Raw genomic sequence first — 17,529 nt, 5'->3', positions numbered from 1 at the left:
TTATTTAGCTTTCTTTATTTTAAATAAATTTAAAGAGGACTGATGGTGCCATTTTGCTTTAAAGATTGCACGATTTTGATCTATATGTAACTTACGCCCTGTAGTCTTGGAAGTGTAATGATATACACTACTTTTGGCCTCATACCAAAGAATATGAGAAGGAAATGCTTGTCGCATTCTAATGCACAAGTCCATATCTTCTTGTCCGTTGATATACCATGTATCAAAACCTTTTAGTGCGACAAAATCTTTCGCTTTCATAGCTAAACATGCCGCTGTCAAAGCTGGACATGATTGGGAGATATTAGCTTCATTATTATCTTTGTCATAACCTTCGTATCTACATATGCCAAAACCATCATCCCCAAAATCAACACCCGCACATTGTATAGTGTCGTCTAAATACAATAATTTAGGCTGTACTGCGATAATTTTCGGCTGAGATACTGCTTTTTGGATAGGTGGTAGCCAGCCTTTAGTAACTTTCGTATCGTTATTTAAAAAAACTACTGTTTGTCCATCACTTTTACTAAACCCATAATTACAAGCAATAGAGAAGTTCAAATTATTGGGTAGATGGAAAACACGTACATGACTGTTAAGCTTTGAATAGATATCCATCCCTATGGACTTTATCTTGTCACTACCATTGTCAACAACAATTACTTCATAGTTTATATCATGACTATGTCGTTTTATGGATTCTAAGCATGCTATCGTCAATTTGAAATTATTGACTACTGGAATTATGATAGAAACTAATGTTTCTTTCCTATATTTTTGAGATTGTATTTGCCAGTTTAATATTTTAGACTCTGATACTCTAAGATCTATCGGCTTCACGCTCTTGGAAAAACCATTAAACTGTCCTATAAGTAGAAAGTGTTCATACGCCTGCATGTTTTCTATGAAATTGATGTTAGTATCTTTAGAATATGCTTTTACATCTAAAAGCGGTACAGTGTTTAATACATGAATATCGTTGGATAGCGTTTTATAGCCACCTATTAGTTGTTTAGTGAATACTCTATTTATTGCCATTGGATGCTTGTCAGAGTAGAAAAGAGGGGCATCGCACAAACCCTCTTTATTAAACGAAGGAAGTATCAATCCTACCTCCCCTGATTTCTGAGCAACTCTAGTCAAAACTCTTTCGACTGCATGAGCCATTTGACCATCTTTAGCAAAAGCATTAGTGAACCAAGTCTTGTTATCCAATAGCTTCTCTGACGCTTCTAGATAGCAGCGTGGTCTTAACCAAAAAAAACTACCCGCAAAAAAACCCCAGTCATCTTCAATACTTACATCCCACAATTTGGCAAGTTTTTCAACATCAAGCTCATTGTTAAACATTAAGTGTTTAGAGGAAACAAAAAAAGGCATTAACCCTGCCATATTCCATTTATGGTTAGAACGAATGTAGTTAAGTGTCTCAAAAAATATTTCGGGTGTTGCTATTAATCCGTTACAAAGACTTTCGAACCAAACTCGACTAAATGAATCATGGCAATTTTTAGTGTGTAACTTAAGAACCCAGTCATATTTTTGTAGACTGGGCATAATTTGGAAAAAAGGTAATAAATCCATTCCATAGTTAGGAAAACTATGAATGATAGCTTTATTCAAATATCTATCACTATCAATATAGTTTTTGATCCTTGGATCAGAGGCTTCACTCAACGTTATATGTATATCAATATTAATATTTAACCTATTGTCATCGTATATTTTTTTTACCATCTCAACAATAGTGACAAACTGCTCTATATAGAAGGCATGAATAACAATAGCAATACTAAAATCATTACTTATACTTGTGCTCATTGAGTAATTGCTACCTCTTTGGTTACGTTATATAGTTTTAAAACCCTAAAATTTTGGTGCTTCAGAAAAGCTTAGACCTTCCTCATCTTTATTAGAAAGCACAACATCATTAGTTGCAATAGGCCACTCAATCCCGACATGCTCGTCATTCCAGAGTAGCGAATATTCATCACCAGGGTTATAGACGTCCGTGCATTTATATACGAACTCAGCCTGCTCACTAAGCACAACAAAACCATGAGCAAAACCAGGTGGTACCCACAACATTCTCTTGTTCTCTTCACTGAGATATTCACCTATCCAGTGCCCATACGTAGAAGAATCCACTCTCATATCTACAGCAACATCAAAGACCTCACCTCTCACTACTCTAATCAATTTGCCCTGAGGTTTCTCATGCTGATAGTGTAATCCTCTTAATATTCCATAAGATGAACTACTATGGTTATCCTGTACAAAGTGATAATTACCACAATACTTTTTGAAATCTACCTCACGAAAGGTTTCCATAAAGAAACCACGTTCATCTTCAAATACTTTTGGAGTCATTAATACAACGTCAGGTATTGATAATTTCTTATATTCCATAAAGATATACTCGAATAATACTTAAAAAATAAGTTTGTTAGGATGAAACACTTAATAGTTCTACTTTTTTTTCTTGAATAGAAGAACCTGTTTTGTTATCTCAAAAGGCATCTTAATTATATTTTTTGGAGACTTGATACTTTCAGCGGCTATCAATCCAACTTTGTAGGTTAAATGCTGCTTAATTTTCTCAGACTCCTCATAATCAACATATTCTTCAATTGGAGGTAATCGAGATTGATCAGGGTTTTGCAAAAAATCTTTGTATTGTTCAAATAATAGCTTAGGTATTTTAGCTATATTTTGAGGGGTATCAGAGTAATTAATAATAACGCGTCCTAATTTGTAAGGGAGATCATCCTCTACTCTTTGGCGTGCTCCATAATATTCTTTACTGATATTTTCGTAGTATTCTTTATTACCTTTTTTACTAATAGATTCTTCAAAGGTTTCTATATCTTTACTATCAATTTTCAATCTATAAAACAGTAGTTGCTCTTGAGTATCATGTAAACATTTAAGTAATGAGTTATTTAATAAACTAGATTTCTGCTCTGAGACTAGTAACTCATCTTCTAAATTAGAAGAATATTTCTTGAGCTTATCATTTTCCGCTATCAACTCTAAAATAGAACTCTGGATATTCATACTGATATTTTTAGAGACTATCTCAGTCTCAGAATCATTCTTTGAGTTTTTGGAATATTTTTTATCAAAACTCACTTTCTTAATATGTGTCATGAAACTACTCCGTTATAAATATATAAATATTTTATCTAATATATACTATTGTTAATGGCCGAGTAACTTTAACAAATATTGCCCATATTGAGTTTTTCTAAACTTATTACCTTCCTCTTCTAGTTTTTGATCATCAATCCAGCCATTTCTCCATGCTATTTCCTGCAAACTTGCAATTTTTAATCCTTGACGTTGTTCTACTGTCTGAACATAACTACTTGCTTGAAGTAAAGAGTCATGAGTACCTGTATCAAGCCAAGCAAAACCTCGGCCAAGTCTTTCTACATGTAGATCACCTCGCTCAAGATAAGCATTATTGATTGAGGTAATCTCTAGCTCACCGCGTTCTGATGGTTTCACAGACTTAGCAATAGATATTACATCATTGTCATAAAAATATAAGCCAGTTACTGCATAGCTTGATTTTGGGGACTCAGGCTTTTCTTCTATTGAGATTGCCTTGCCAAGTTCATCAAACTCAACTACACCAAAACGTTCAGGGTCATTAACTAAATAGCCAAATACAGTAGCCCCTGTAGTTCTTTGAATGGCTTGATTTAGTTGAACCGAGAAGTGTTGCCCATGAAAGATATTATCTCCTAGCACCAAGCATACCGAATCATCTCCTATAAACTCCTCTCCTATAATAAATGCTTGAGCTAAACCATCTGGACTTGGCTGTATAGCATAGCTTAGTTTGATACCAAACTGTTCTCCACACCCTAAAAGCTTTTTGTAAGCTGGCAAATCATCAGGCGTGGATATAATAAGAATTTCAGATATTCCAGCCAACATCAATACAGAAATTGGATAATAAATCATGGGCTTGTCATAAACAGGTAAAAGCTGCTTAGACACTCCCATAGTGATAGGATGAAGCCGAGTACCTGATCCTCCAGCGAGAACAATACCTTTTGTCATTAGAACTTAACCTCATTGAATTATATAGTCAAAAATTATAGCTAATCAGCGTCTTTAAACACTGCCATTAGCATCTAACCACTCTTCCATCGTCAGAGAAAGTTGGCTTTCCCAAGTAGGCATTATAACTCCGAATTTAGATTCAATTTTATCCAAATTTAATCGGGAGTTTTGTGGTCTTTTCGCAGGTGTAGGATATTCAGTAGAAGATATCTGACCTAAGCCACCTTTTTTCAAAGCCAAGCTTAAGCCTCGAATACGAGCCTCATCAAATATTTTCGATGCAAAATCATACCAGTTAGTGTGCCCTCTAGAAGCAAGATGATATACACCACTGAATGACTGTGCTGAATCTAAACTAATAACCTTTTGTAAACATAACGTACTTACTGTAGCAATTAGACTAGCAGGTGTAGGCGCGCCAATTTGATCATTAACAATATTTAAACTGTCACGCTCCTTTCCTAGCCTCAACATGCTTAGTAAAAAATTATTACCTCGTGCTGCATATACCCAACTTGTACGAAATATTAAATATTTACTAGCAATACTCTCAATAGCCAAATCACCCTCAAGTTTAGATTGACCATAAACATTTAATGGGCCAGGTGCGTCACTTTCTATCCAAGAAGTATCTCCATTACCAGGATAAACATAATCTGATGAATAATGTACTAACCATGCATCATGCACAATACTTAATTCGGCCAAAACACGAGGCAAATCTCGATTTAAAGTAAAAGTACTAGCTATGTCTGATTCGGCTTTATCCACTGCCGTATAGGCAGCAGCATTCACAATAATATCAGGAGATATTTTATTGATATATTGATAGACGGCTTCTAAATCTAAGAAATTGACATTTTCACGAGTGACTGTAACTACCTCTCCAAAAGATTGAAGTTGGCGGTTCAATTCAAATCCTACCTGTCCTGTAGAAGCAAGCAATACAATTTTTCTACTCATAACTGACTCACTAATTGCTGGTTAGTTTCTTGATAAGACCCATCCAAGATAGATTGCCACCAGCTAGGATGATCTAAGTACCATTGTACAGTCTTTCTCAAACCTGAATCGAACGTCTCCTCTGGTTTCCAACCCAGTTCTTTCTCAATTTTAGATGCGTCAATTGCATAACGTACATCATGACCTGCTCTATCAGTCACATAGGTAATAAGATCAGCATACATTGAGATATCTTTAGGTTTATCAGGCGCCAGTTCTTCTAAGTGCTTGCATATAGTCTTTACTACTTCAATATTTTGTTTCTCATTGTGACCACCAATGTTATAAGTTTCACCAGTTTTGCCTGTGGTCGCTACTAACAATAAGGCACGTGCATGATCTTCTACAAACAACCAATCTCTAATTTGTTTACCATCACCATATATCGGTAATGGTTTTCCTTTCAGAGCATTTAGAATTGTAAGAGGTATGAGTTTTTCAGGAAAATGATATGGACCGTAATTATTAGAGCAATTGGTTATCACGGTTGGTAGATTAAAAGTACGCTGCCATGCACGTACTAAATGATCAGAAGAAGCTTTACTAGCTGAATACGGGCTGCTAGGAGCATAGGCTGTCTCCTCTGTAAATAAATCACTAGTTCCTTCTAGGTCTCCATAGACTTCGTCTGTAGATATATGGTGAAACCTAAACTGATTTTTTCTGTCCGCATTTAAACTTTGATAATATTCTCTAGAGACTTCTAGCAAATTATAAGTACCAATAATATTAGTATCTATAAACTCTTTCGGACCATCAATAGATCTGTCTACATGACTCTCCGCAGCCAAATGCATAATGATATCCGGTTGAAACTCAGTAATAATCAACTTACATTGTTCTAAATTACATATATCGGCTTTTACAAACTTATAACGAGGCGACTTATCAATATCATTTAGTGACGCTAGGCAACCCGCATAGGTAAGTTTATCCAAGTTCAAAACATAATCATTTGTGCTATTAATGATATGACGAACTACTGCAGAACCAATAAAGCCTGCACCACCAGTTACTAGTATTTTTTTTGCCATAATAATTCTACAATACCTGTTAGTTAAAAGAATAGTTTCTTAATATTATTAAAGTATTCTAAGAAGTACACAATGGAACTCCTGATAAATATTATAAGAAATTTAAAATTAAAAATGATGAGTGTAATTATTTTAAAAAACAGTTTTGAAAACATAACACGTAAAAAATATTATTTAAGTTATTAGCTATGCTTATTTAAAAATGCCTGATCCTTAAAAATCTAGATCGTACTATCATACTATAGTTTCAACCATCAAGAACGATAAAAGCTGGTCCCCTATTAGAAAACATACTACCTAAAACATAGTATTAATCGATAGTAAACTTACTAATCATAGCCAGTAGGATTTATGCTCTGCCAACGCCACGTATCTTGACACATCTCAGTAATAGAAAGCTTAGCTTCCCAGCCTAATACATTTTTCGCCTTATCAGAACTAGCGTAGCAACTGGCAATATCACCAACACGTCGGGAAGTAAACTGATAAGGTATAGCCTGCCCGGATATACTAGAAAATGCAGACACCAATTCTAAAACAGAGGTACCTTTACCTGTTCCTAGGTTAATAGGTAAAAACCCCACTGAGCTAGATTTTGAACTGCTTCGTTTTGAGTTGCTTCTTTGTAAATCGACTTGTTGCTGTAAATAATTCAATGCGGCAACATGACCTTGCGCTAAATCAGTGACATGAATAAAGTCACGCACACCTGTTCCGTCTACGGTAGGATAATCATTACCAAAAATACTGAGCTTTTCAAGCTTGCCAACTGCTACTTGTGAAATATAGGGCATCAAATTATTAGGAATATCATTCGGATCTTCACCAATCTGTCCTGATGGATGCGCCCCTACTGGATTAAAATATCTGAGAGCAATTAAGTTCCAACTGTCATCCGATAAAGCTAAGTCCTCTAGGATATATTCGACTATAAGTTTACTTTGTCCATAAGGATTGGTACAAGAGCGCGATGAACTCTCATCAATTGGTAAGAATTTAGGATCGCCGTAAACAGTAGCAGATGAGGAAAATATTAGGTTTTTGACATTATATTGTCTCATTACTTCTAATAAGGTTATAGTGCCGCTAACATTATTATTATAATATAGTAACGGTTTAGTAACTGATTCTCCGACCGCTTTCAACCCAGAAAAATGAATCACACCAAAAAATTGATGGTCAACAAATGCTTGTCTAAGTGTCTCAGCATCACGGATGTCACCTTCGATAAATTCAAGAGGCTGTCCAATTAGCGTAGAGACACGTTTGATCGCTGCACAGCTACTATTAGATAAGTTATCGTATATGACGATATCATAACCTGCTTCATGCAATGCAATACAGGTGTGTGTACCAATATATCCAGCACCGCCAGTGACTAGTATCTTGTTCTTCATAAGGTTTTCAAAGATAAAAAAAGACACCCCATTGTAGGGGTGTCTTTCTGCTATTTCAATGTAGTTTTGGTAGTTACACTGTAGACTAATGTCTATATTACCAACCAGTAACTTCTTTTAGCTTCTCACCAAGCTTAGACGGGTCGCGCGTATAAGCGATACCAGCATCTTCAAAAGCTTTGAATTTCTCTTCAGCAGTACCTTGACCACCAGAGATGATAGCGCCAGCATGACCCATACGCTTGCCTTCTGGAGCCGTAACACCAGCGATATAACCAACAACTGGTTTAGTCACATGGTCTTTGATATAAGCAGCCGCTTCTTCTTCAGCAGTACCACCGATCTCACCGATTAGGATGATAGCTTCAGTTTGTGGATCAGCTTCGAACAATTTCAATGCATCAATCTGGTTCATACCAGGGATAGGATCACCACCGATACCGATACAAGTTGACTGACCAAAACCAAGCTTAGTTGTCTGAGCTACGGCTTCATAAGTCAAAGTACCAGAGCGTGAGATGATGCCCACTTTACCTGGCTGATGGATATGGCCCGGCATGATGCCGATTTTGCACTGACCTGGAGTGATAACGCCTGGGCAGTTAGGACCAACTAGACGCACGTCGCCAGCTTCTTCAAGATAGCGTTTTGCTTTTAGCATATCGATAGTTGGTACGCCTTCAGTGATCACAACGATCAACTTAACGCCAGCATCGATTGCTTCAACGATAGAATCTAGTACGAATGGTGCAGGTACATAGATAACAGAAGCATCAGCTTGAGTGGCTTCCATAGCTTCTGCCATAGTATTAAATACTGGTAGGCCTAGATGCGTTTGACCACCTTTACCTGGCGTTACGCCGCCGACTACTTTAGTACCGTATTCGATCGCTTGCTCAGAGTGGAACGTACCATTTTTACCAGTGAAACCTTGTACCAATACTTTGGTATCTTTATCGATTAATACACTCATTATTTATTCCTTGTATTCGGTTGTCTTGTAATAGCGACTCTCAACACCATTTTTATTTAATGTTAATGGTCAATTTTTATATAAAAGCCACTATCACGCGTTGACTACTATGCTTTAGTATTTATTGCTAAACACCAATCATTAAAGACTTAAGCTTTAACAGCATCGACAATTTTTTGAGCGGCATCTGCTAGGCCTTGAGCTGTAGTCAATTTAAGACCAGACTCTTCTAAAATTTGTAAGCCTTTTTCAGCATTATTACCTTCTAGACGTACAACCACAGGTACTTGTACATCGACTTCTTTAACAGCAGCGATAATAGCTTCTGCAATCATGTCACAACGTACGATACCACCGAAGATGTTGATTAGAACACCTTCAACGCTGCTGTCTTCAAGAATGATCTTGAATGCTTCAACAACGCGATCTTTAGTTGCGCCGCCGCCAACGTCCAAGAAGTTAGCAGGCTTGCCGCCATACAATTTGATGATATCCATGGTCGCCATTGCAAGACCAGCACCGTTAACCATACAACCGATGTTACCTTCTAGAGCAACATAGTTTAGGTCAAACTCAGCAGCTTTAAGCTCACGCTCGTTTTCTTGAGTTTTGTCTTGTAGTGCTGCAATTTTAGGCAGACGATATAGTGCGTTTGAATCGATACCGATTTTGCCATCAACACAAACGATTTCGCCATTTTCACGAACGGCTAATGGGTTGATTTCCATTAGAGCAAAGTCGTTTTCAACGAATGCTTTATAAGCGCCAGTCATCAATTTAACGAACTGATTGATTTGCTTGCCTTCTAGACCAAGTTTGAACGCCACATCGCGCGCTTGGAAAGGCATTAGACCAACTAAAGGATCAACATGTACTTTAAAGATTTTTTCTGGGGTGCTGTGTGCAACTTCTTCGATATCAACACCACCTTCGGTTGATGCCATGAAAGTTACGCGACGAGTCGCACGATCAACGACTGCACCAAGATATAGCTCAGTTTGTACTGGATACATGTCTTCTGCAACCAATACGAAGTTAACTGGTTGACCATCAGCGTCAGTTTGGAAAGTAACCAAATTGGTACCGATAAGCTCTTCAGCAACTTGCTTAGCTTCTTCACGAGTTTTAACCAGCTTTACACCACCAGCTTTACCGCGACCACCAGCATGTACTTGCGCTTTAATAACCGCAATGTCAGTTGGCGTTTTATCAAAAGCAGCAGCAGCTTCGTCGCCGTTATGGGCGATGATGCCTTCTTGAATCGGCAAACCATAGCTTTTTAATAGCTCTTTTGCTTGATACTCATGTAAATTCATTGATTGTATCCTTTATTTTTTACAATTAATAAAAAGTGAAAATGAGTGCGCATATATATTAGACATCCGTCTGGCGCACTCATGACTGTAGCGACAGCTTTGACAGCGACACTACAGTCAGGTTATAAGTCATTACTTATCAAACTAACTACTTATTTCTTACGCTTTTTGCGCTGAATGGCGTGAATAGCACGGCCATCAGCAGACAGAGCAGCTTCATGCACAGCTTCTGAAATAGTTGGATGAGCAAACGTCATCAATTGCAGATCTTCAATACTAGAAACAAATTCCATCGCGATCATACCTTGATGGACGATATCACCAGCACCAGCAGAGATAGCATGCATACCTAACAAGCGATCTGTTTTGGCATCAGCAACAACTTTCACAGAGCCTTCCGCTTCACTTTGAGCAAGTGCACGGCCGTTAGCTGCTAAGTTGAATGAACCAGTTTTAACTTCATAGCCAGCTGCTTCAGCTTCCTGCTCAGTTAAACCAACCCATGCGATTTCTGGATGCGTATAAATGACGTTGATGATAGTATCATAATTAACCTGAGCTTTTTCGCCATGAATACGCTCAACAGCCATCATGCCCTCTTCCATTGCTTTATGCGCAAGCATAGGGCCACGGACTAAGTCACCGATAGCATAGACGCCATCGAGGTTAGTTTTACACTGATCGTTTACGTCGATAAGACCACGTTCAGTCAATGTGATACCACTGTCATCACCAAGTAATTTTTCAGAATATGCGCGGCGGCCTACACAAACGATAAGTTTGTCGAAGCTTTCTTCAGATGACTCGCCTTTAGTATCGCTAGTAACGACGACTTGATCGCCTTTAACTTCAGCATTGGTTACTTTGGTATCAACACGGATATCAAGACCTTGCTTCTTCAGCATTTTGCCAGCTTCTTTTGCGATGTCTTTGTCAGCAGCTGCTAAGAAACTTGGAAGCGCTTCATAGACAACAACTTCAGCACCTAAACGACGCCATACTGAACCAAGCTCAAGACCGATAACACCAGCACCAATAACGCCTAGACGCTTAGGAACTTCAGTGAAATCAAGTGCGCCAGTAGAGTCAACGATACGATCGCCGTCAGTTTTGGCCACAGGGATATCGATAGGAACAGAACCTGCTGCTAAGATAACGTTTTTTGCAGTGATTGTGGTTTCGCTTTCATCTGCAAGTGCAGTGAATTTGATTTGCTTGTCAGCGCCTTTACCGTCAACCAATGTGCCCCAGCCTTGCAGCCAATCAACACCATTGCCTTTTAGCAAAGCGGCAACACCACCAGTCAATTGCTTAACGATGCCTTCTTTACGAGCAATCATTTTTTCGATATCGATGGCTACGTCGCTAGTGCTGATACCATGCTCAGCAAGATCGTGCTTGGTCGCTTCGTAGCGATGTGAGCTATCAAGCAATGCTTTTGATGGGATACAACCAACGTTCAAGCAAGTACCACCAAGCGCTGGCTCACCTTTATAAACACGTTTTTCGATACAAGCAACGCTCATACCTAACTGACCTGCACGGATAGCGGCTTCATAACCACCAGGACCGCCGCCGATGACGACTAAATCATAATTGTCTTTCATAGTACGTTCCTATTTTTAATTATCATTCTAATTGTAAATATCATTTAACTGAGGATTATCTCGTTAATAAATAAGCGATGTTTTTACTCAGTATGCTTCTGCTTAATGGTTAATACACCATGTCAGCGAAACATTCTTATTTATTAACAAACAACTATTACCACTGTCTAGACTAAAGTTAAAAAGCTTGTATCAGCGGTTGCCAATACAAGCTTAGAAGCTTACAGGTCTAGTAGAAGCATGGCTGGATCTTCAACCAATTCTTTGATGGTTACTAAGAACTGTACTGCTTCTTTACCATCAATCATACGATGGTCATAAGATAGGGCTAGATACATCATCGGCAAGATTTCAACTTTACCATCAACTGCCATTGGGCGGTCATTGATAGCATGCATACCTAGGATAGCAGTTTGTGGTGGGTTCAAAATAGGTGTAGACATCAATGAACCAAATACACCACCGTTTGAGATAGTGAAAGTACCGCCAGTCATGTCATTCAGACCAAGTTTACCTTTTTGAGCAAGGCCTCCAAGCTCACGAATACGGCTTTCGACATCAGCCATGCTCATGCGATCTGTATCACGTAATACTGGAACAACCAAGCCGCGATCTGAAGAGACTGCTACACCGATATCATAATAACCATGATAAACGATATCATCGCCATCTAATGAAGCATTTACAGCTGGGAAGCGTTTGAGTGCTTCTGTTGCTGCTTTTACGAACAATGACATAAAGCCCAAACGTACGCCATGACGTTTTTCGAACTGGTCTTTATACTTAGCACGCATGTCCATCAACGGCTTCATATTCACTTCGTTGAACGTTGTTAGCATCGCAGTATCTTGTGATGCTGACAATAGACGATTCGCTACTGTTTTACGTAGACGCGTCATTGGAACACGTTTTTCAGTACGCTCACCCGTTGATTCAGCAACTGGACGACCGCTGTCAGACTTAATGCTGCTGTCAGATTTTAGTGTTGGGTTAGCCATGTCAGTTTTGGTCACACGACCGCCACGACCACTGCCTTCAACTTCTTTAGGATCTACGCCGCTTTCTTTCGCTGCTTTGCGAACTGCTGGGCTTTGGTCTTTATGATCCGCATCATTGCTGTCGCTTTTAGCAGCTGCTTGTACTGGCTCGCCGCCATCTGCTGCTTGTGCTGGCTCTGCTGGTGCTTCTGTAGCAGTATCTGCACTGGCGCTTGCACCCGCTTCAAACTGAGCGATAAGCTCATCAGACAAAACAGTATCATCAACTTGCTTGACGATTTTGGTCACAACACCGTTGTCAGGCGCCACAACTTCTAATACGACTTTATCAGTTTCGATTTCAGCCAATAGGTCATCACGGTTAACTTGCTGACCTTCAGTAACATGCCACTCAACGATTGTACCGTCGGCAACCGATTCTGGAAAAACGGGGGCTTTGATATCAGCCATCGATATACTCCTTAGATTTGGATATTCATATTTGTTATTAAGTCGTGATAAACAGTCAGTGACATCTTGTATAGCCATCTTAGATAATACTATCTAGATTTTATTACAGCTTACTGACTGTTATCGCCTGATTCATTTGCATTCAATAATCTGTTACTTAGACAACTCATCAACACTGATACCAAGACCGCCAGCGATTAATGCTTGCTGTTGTTGAGCGTGTAATTTTGGTGAACCTGTTGCAGGTGCTGCACTAGAAGGACGTGCCACCGGCTCCATGACTTTCGCCTTGGTTGGATGCGGTACGACAATACGGTACATATGCGGTGCTAGGTAGTACCAAGCGCCTTGGTTGAGCGGCTCTTCTTGCGTCCATACGATCTCAGCCAAGTTGCTATATTTTTCAATCTCAGCCATTAAACGCTGCTCTGGCAACGGATAAAGCTGTTCGATACGAACGATAACCACATGATCGAGACCTAATGCGCGGCGCTGCTCAAGCAAGTCATAATAAACCTTGCCGCCACATAGCACCATACGAGTCACTTTGTCTGCGTTGTGATCGTCCATCTCTGAAATGACAGTTTCAAACTTACCATTGGCAAGCTCTTCCAGATTTGAAGTTGCTAATTTATGACGTAGCAAGCTCTTCGGTGACATAACGATCAACGGCTTACGAATAGGACGTACCGCTTGACGACGTAGTGCGTGATAGATCTGTGCTGGAGTCGTCGGCGTGATGACTTGCATGTTGTCTTCAGCACATAGCTGTAAGAAACGTTCAAGACGCGCAGATGAATGCTCAGGGCCTTGACCTTCAAAGCCATGCGGTAACAGCATAGTCAGACCACAAACACGCTGCCACTTGGTTTCACCACTTGAAATAAATTGGTCGATAACAACCTGTGCACCGTTGACGAAATCACCAAACTGCGCTTCCCAAACGACCAATGCGTTAGGGACAGTCGTTGCGTAACCATATTCAAAGGCTAGCACTGCTTCTTCTGATAACAATGAGTTATAAGTTGCAAAACGAGCTTGGTCTTCACTCATATGAGCCAATGGCACATACATGCTGCCATCATTGATATTATATATTTCACTATGACGATGCGAGAACGTACCACGCCCTACATCTTCACCAGTAATACGTACCAATACTTTATCGTTATCAACCAATGAAGCATAAGCCAATGTTTCAGCGGCACCCCAGTTCAATGCCTCTTCGCCAGTTTGCATGGCCAAGCGTTGCTCGACTACTTTTTGAACTTGACGTTGTAGCTTGTAACCTTCTGGCATTTCGGCCATACGGCGTCCGTAGCCTTTTAAGACTTCGATATCGACACTGGTATCCCAATCATCTACCAAGTCATGACCCAGATAAGGCGCCCAATCTACAAACAGCTCTTCGTTAGGCTCATTAACCAACGAGCTAGCAACATAGTCACCACGGTCTAAAGACTCGCGATATTCATCTTCATACTGCTTTTCTTGCTCGGCATTCAGAATACCGTCTTTGATAAGCTGCTGTGCATAAAGCGTACGAGTGGTTGGTAGCTTTTTGATGACAGCATACATAAGTGGCTGCGTCGCTGATGGTTCATCAGCTTCGTTATGACCATTACGACGATAGCAGAATAGATCAATGATGATGTCTTTCTCAAACTCACGACGATAATCTAACGCCAATTGAGCTGCGAATACGACTGATTCTGGATCATCACCGTTCACGTGCAAGATAGGCGCATGTACCATTTTCGCCACGTCAGTACAATATTCAGTTGAACGAACATCTTCTTGACGGCTAGTGGTAAAGCCTACTTGGTTGTTGATAACAATATGTACGGTACCACCAGTGGTATAAGCACGGGTTTGTGACATCTGGAAGGTTTCTTGAACCACGCCCTGACCAGCAAAAGCGGCATCACCATGGATGACGATTGGTAGGACTGAATTACCACCTTTATTATCTAAAAGAGGTTGGTCATTACGACGCACCTGACGGGCACGTACTGAACCTTGCAATACTGGCGCAACGATTTCAAGATGTGACGGGTTAAAGGCCAAAGCCAAATGAGCTTCGCCACCTGGTGTCATCACATTAGATGAGAAACCATTATGGTACTTAACGTCGCCTGAGCCTTTTTCTGGCTGTACTTTACCATCAAACTCGTCAAACAAGTCCGCAGGGTTTTTACCTAAGATGTTTACTAATAGGTTTAGGCGTCCGCGGTGAGCCATACCAATGACCATCTCTTTGGTACCATAACTGCCGGCACGTTGGATGATTTCATTGATAGCAGGGATAAAGCTTTCACCACCTTCTAGACCGAAACGTTTCACACCCGTATATTTACGTGCTAAATACTTTTCTAGGCCTTCAGCTGCTGTAAGACGCTTAAGAATAGAGATACGTTTTTCTGTATCAAATTTGATATGACCTAAGTTGCTTTCTAGATATTTTTCCATCCAGCGTTTTTCTACACTGGTGGTTACGTGCATGTATTCGACACCAATGTGGCGGCAATAAACACGCTCCATAATCTCAATGATTTCACGTAAAGGTGCTGAGTCTTTAGCGATACTTAAATCATTGGTAGGGAATACGGTATCAAGGTCAGCTTCTGAAAGGTTATGGTAAGCGAGGGTTAAATCTTCTACTTCTGCACGTGATTCTAGATTTAATGGATCGAGACTAGCACGGCGATGACCACGGCGGCGATAGGCTGAAATCAGCTGCTGTACACCCATTTTCTTTGGGTTACCACCATCTACTAAAGCATTGGAGGCTGAGCTGGTCGCTTGGTCGCTAATCTTACCTGCAGTTTGATTGCGAGCAAGCAATAAAAACTGGTCTTTGATAGCGTTATGCGGTGCATCATTTGGCGATTTGTATTGTGCAAAATACGTTTGCCACTCGGTATCGACGCTACTAGGATCATTCAGGTATTGCTCATAAAGAGCTTCTATATACTGGGCGTTATCAGCGGCCAGTTCTGTATGTCCCGAGCCTTTTGCTTCTTTAGTTATACTATTCATAATAATCGTCTATTTGATAGATAAATGAATGGAATCGTGCTTATTATTGTGTAATCTGTCGTACGTTAAGTGCTGTCGCCTGCAATGTTTATATTAGAAATACAATTATTTGTGAACGTCCAGTTTTCTTATCTGGCTCGTTTCACAAAATTAATTTATATATACTACTATTAGCCATAACCAATTTGTTGGTGAAAAATAATCAATAAAATATCAACATTTTGACTGAGAATTTTCACTACAATTTTTTGTTAATTCTGACATATTACAGCTTTTCAGCCAAACATACACTGCTGTATAGAGTAGCACGCCTATATTTTAGGCCATAGTTTGTTTGTTCAATACTAGGTATTTAGGTAATGAATAACTATTCTCACCTTAGGCACCTCATATTGATCCTATTCTGTCTCAATAGGATATCTTGTTGGTATATTACCAGTAACGCAAACTATCGCTAACTGATATTTGCTCCTCACAATATCCTAACAATACAACTATGCACTATTCTAGCATTTAACTTGGCCAATATCTCTCGATGAATGCTTTTTACTACTGCCAATTATATAGATTGCTTGTGCATATATCATGCTTTCTTACATACGGCCAACGTATTGTTAGCACAGCCTTACCTTTGATTATCGGTCGTTTTCCTCATCGCTACAGCTTATTTGCATCTTAAGGAAAAGCTAAACTCTCTCTCAGAGCCTAAATCATAAAAAACACCACCTAATATATTAGGTGGTGTTTTTCGTACTATAATCTGCAAAAAAACCATGCAATTATAAACGATTAACCGGCTTGGTCAATCAACATATTACGTAAATGACCAATTGCTTTGGTTGGATTCAGGCCTTTTGGACAAACTGATACACAGTTCATGATACCGCGGCAACGGAACAGGCTAAATGGATCGTCCAAACGAGCCAAACGTGCTTGAGTATCCCCATCACGGCTATCAGCGACAAAGCGATAGGCATGCAACAATGCTGATGGACCTAAGAACTTATCAGGGTTCCACCAGAATGATGGGCAGCTGGTTGAACAGCAAGCACATAGGATACATTCGTACAAACCATTCAGTTTTTCACGCTGCTCAGGCGATTGTAGGCGCTCTGTTGGCGGTGCTGGCTGATCATTGATTAAGTACGGATGCACTTTTTCATATTGCTCGTAGAATTGGTTCATATCGACGACCAAATCACGAACAACTGGCAGTCCAGGTAACGGACGGACGGTTACTTTTTCTGGCAAAGTATTCATGTTGATTAGACATGCTAGACCATTTTTGCCATTGATGTTCATGCCATCAGAGCCACAGATGCCTTCACGGCAAGAGCGACGGAAGGTCAGTGTTTCATCTTCCTTTTTTAGGCGTAATAACACGTCAAGCAACATACGATCTGAGTCTAACAACTCAACCGTATACGTTTGCATGCGTGGCGCTGCGTCCAGATCAGGATCGTAGCGATAGATTTCGATGGTGCGAGTACCTCGGCTCATAATGCTAAACTCCACACGTAGGTGATGGCGGGCATACAAAGATTGCAACAGGATAACGCTAACTATTAATCGATACTGATAAACAATATCAAATACCGATTAATAGTGTGCTAGCGCTGTCAGGTGCATGTAGCTG

13 protein-coding genes are annotated in these 17,529 nt (G+C 39.8%); all 13 read right to left on the bottom strand.

Features of this window, described 5'->3' with window-relative positions; translation table 11 throughout:
• Nucleotides 1–1,824 carry a glycosyltransferase gene (locus tag I6E61_RS01100; RefSeq protein WP_197128704.1) on the bottom strand — a complete coding sequence of 608 codons (1,824 nt, stop codon included), beginning with the start codon at nucleotides 1,822–1,824 and terminating at the stop codon, nucleotides 1–3.
• 45 nt (nucleotides 1,825–1,869) lie between these two features.
• Nucleotides 1,870–2,412 (bottom strand): dTDP-4-dehydrorhamnose 3,5-epimerase, encoded by a 543-nt coding sequence (gene rfbC, locus I6E61_RS01095; protein ID WP_197128702.1) that lies wholly within the window; start codon nucleotides 2,410–2,412, stop codon nucleotides 1,870–1,872.
• 60 nt (nucleotides 2,413–2,472) lie between these two features.
• Complete coding sequence (locus I6E61_RS01090; RefSeq protein WP_197128699.1) at nucleotides 2,473–3,153, bottom strand: hypothetical protein; 681 nt, start codon at nucleotides 3,151–3,153, stop codon at nucleotides 2,473–2,475.
• 51 nt (nucleotides 3,154–3,204) lie between these two features.
• Nucleotides 3,205–4,074, bottom strand: a complete 870-nt coding sequence (rfbA, locus tag I6E61_RS01085; RefSeq protein ID WP_197128697.1) for a glucose-1-phosphate thymidylyltransferase RfbA — start codon at nucleotides 4,072–4,074, stop codon at nucleotides 3,205–3,207.
• A gap of 54 nt (nucleotides 4,075–4,128) precedes the next feature.
• Nucleotides 4,129–5,040, bottom strand: a complete 912-nt coding sequence (gene rfbD, locus I6E61_RS01080) for a dTDP-4-dehydrorhamnose reductase (RefSeq protein ID WP_197128695.1) — start codon at nucleotides 5,038–5,040, stop codon at nucleotides 4,129–4,131.
• On the bottom strand, nucleotides 5,037–6,113 hold the full coding sequence (gene rfbB, locus I6E61_RS01075) for a dTDP-glucose 4,6-dehydratase (RefSeq protein WP_197128693.1): 1,077 nt from the start codon (nucleotides 6,111–6,113) through the stop codon (nucleotides 5,037–5,039). Before rfbB ends, rfbD begins: the two co-directional genes overlap by 4 nt.
• A gap of 329 nt (nucleotides 6,114–6,442) precedes the next feature.
• Entirely contained in the window at nucleotides 6,443–7,510 is a 1,068-nt protein-coding gene (gene galE / locus I6E61_RS01070; RefSeq protein WP_197128691.1) for a UDP-glucose 4-epimerase GalE, read from the bottom strand.
• A 97-nt stretch (nucleotides 7,511–7,607) separates the two neighbouring features.
• Nucleotides 7,608–8,483 carry a succinate--CoA ligase subunit alpha gene (gene sucD, locus I6E61_RS01065; protein WP_110922029.1) on the bottom strand — a complete coding sequence of 292 codons (876 nt, stop codon included), beginning with the start codon at nucleotides 8,481–8,483 and terminating at the stop codon, nucleotides 7,608–7,610.
• A 149-nt stretch (nucleotides 8,484–8,632) separates the two neighbouring features.
• Nucleotides 8,633–9,799 carry an ADP-forming succinate--CoA ligase subunit beta gene (sucC, locus tag I6E61_RS01060; protein WP_197128689.1) on the bottom strand — a complete coding sequence of 389 codons (1,167 nt, stop codon included), beginning with the start codon at nucleotides 9,797–9,799 and terminating at the stop codon, nucleotides 8,633–8,635.
• 152 nt (nucleotides 9,800–9,951) lie between these two features.
• Entirely contained in the window at nucleotides 9,952–11,406 is a 1,455-nt protein-coding gene (gene lpdA, locus I6E61_RS01055; RefSeq protein ID WP_197128681.1) for a dihydrolipoyl dehydrogenase, read from the bottom strand.
• A 221-nt stretch (nucleotides 11,407–11,627) separates the two neighbouring features.
• Nucleotides 11,628–12,854 carry a 2-oxoglutarate dehydrogenase complex dihydrolipoyllysine-residue succinyltransferase gene (gene odhB / locus I6E61_RS01050; RefSeq protein WP_110922032.1) on the bottom strand — a complete coding sequence of 409 codons (1,227 nt, stop codon included), beginning with the start codon at nucleotides 12,852–12,854 and terminating at the stop codon, nucleotides 11,628–11,630.
• A 153-nt stretch (nucleotides 12,855–13,007) separates the two neighbouring features.
• Nucleotides 13,008–15,893 carry a 2-oxoglutarate dehydrogenase E1 component gene (locus tag I6E61_RS01045; RefSeq protein WP_197128679.1) on the bottom strand — a complete coding sequence of 962 codons (2,886 nt, stop codon included), beginning with the start codon at nucleotides 15,891–15,893 and terminating at the stop codon, nucleotides 13,008–13,010.
• 789 nt (nucleotides 15,894–16,682) lie between these two features.
• The gene (locus tag I6E61_RS01040) at nucleotides 16,683–17,393 is read right to left on the bottom strand and encodes a succinate dehydrogenase iron-sulfur subunit (RefSeq protein WP_194196177.1); all 711 of its coding nucleotides are present in this window, start codon (nucleotides 17,391–17,393) and stop codon (nucleotides 16,683–16,685) included.
• Between the last annotated feature and the right edge of the window lie 136 nt (nucleotides 17,394–17,529).

The organism is Psychrobacter sp. NZS113, from assembly GCF_015864825.1.
In the GTDB taxonomy this organism is placed as follows: Bacteria; Pseudomonadota; Gammaproteobacteria; order Pseudomonadales; family Moraxellaceae; genus Psychrobacter.
This window is presented reverse-complemented; position numbering and strand designations above follow the sequence as displayed.

Bases quoted from the DNA above. Each gene is read 5' to 3' on its own strand.
- I6E61_RS01100 (WP_197128704.1), bottom strand. From the start codon at position 1,824: ATGAGCACAAGTATAAGTAATGATTTTAGTATTGCTATTGTTATTCAT.
- rfbC (WP_197128702.1), bottom strand. From the start codon at position 2,412: ATGGAATATAAGAAATTATCAATACCTGACGTTGTATTAATGACTCCA.
- I6E61_RS01090 (WP_197128699.1), bottom strand. From the start codon at position 3,153: ATGACACATATTAAGAAAGTGAGTTTTGATAAAAAATATTCCAAAAAC.
- rfbA (WP_197128697.1), bottom strand. From the start codon at position 4,074: ATGACAAAAGGTATTGTTCTCGCTGGAGGATCAGGTACTCGGCTTCAT.
- rfbD (WP_197128695.1), bottom strand. From the start codon at position 5,040: ATGAGTAGAAAAATTGTATTGCTTGCTTCTACAGGACAGGTAGGATTT.
- rfbB (WP_197128693.1), bottom strand. From the start codon at position 6,113: ATGGCAAAAAAAATACTAGTAACTGGTGGTGCAGGCTTTATTGGTTCT.
- galE (WP_197128691.1), bottom strand. From the start codon at position 7,510: ATGAAGAACAAGATACTAGTCACTGGCGGTGCTGGATATATTGGTACA.
- sucD (WP_110922029.1), bottom strand. From the start codon at position 8,483: ATGAGTGTATTAATCGATAAAGATACCAAAGTATTGGTACAAGGTTTC.
- sucC (WP_197128689.1), bottom strand. From the start codon at position 9,799: ATGAATTTACATGAGTATCAAGCAAAAGAGCTATTAAAAAGCTATGGT.
- lpdA (WP_197128681.1), bottom strand. From the start codon at position 11,406: ATGAAAGACAATTATGATTTAGTCGTCATCGGCGGCGGTCCTGGTGGT.
- odhB (WP_110922032.1), bottom strand. From the start codon at position 12,854: ATGGCTGATATCAAAGCCCCCGTTTTTCCAGAATCGGTTGCCGACGGT.
- I6E61_RS01045 (WP_197128679.1), bottom strand. From the start codon at position 15,893: ATGAATAGTATAACTAAAGAAGCAAAAGGCTCGGGACATACAGAACTG.
- I6E61_RS01040 (WP_194196177.1), bottom strand. From the start codon at position 17,393: ATGAGCCGAGGTACTCGCACCATCGAAATCTATCGCTACGATCCTGAT.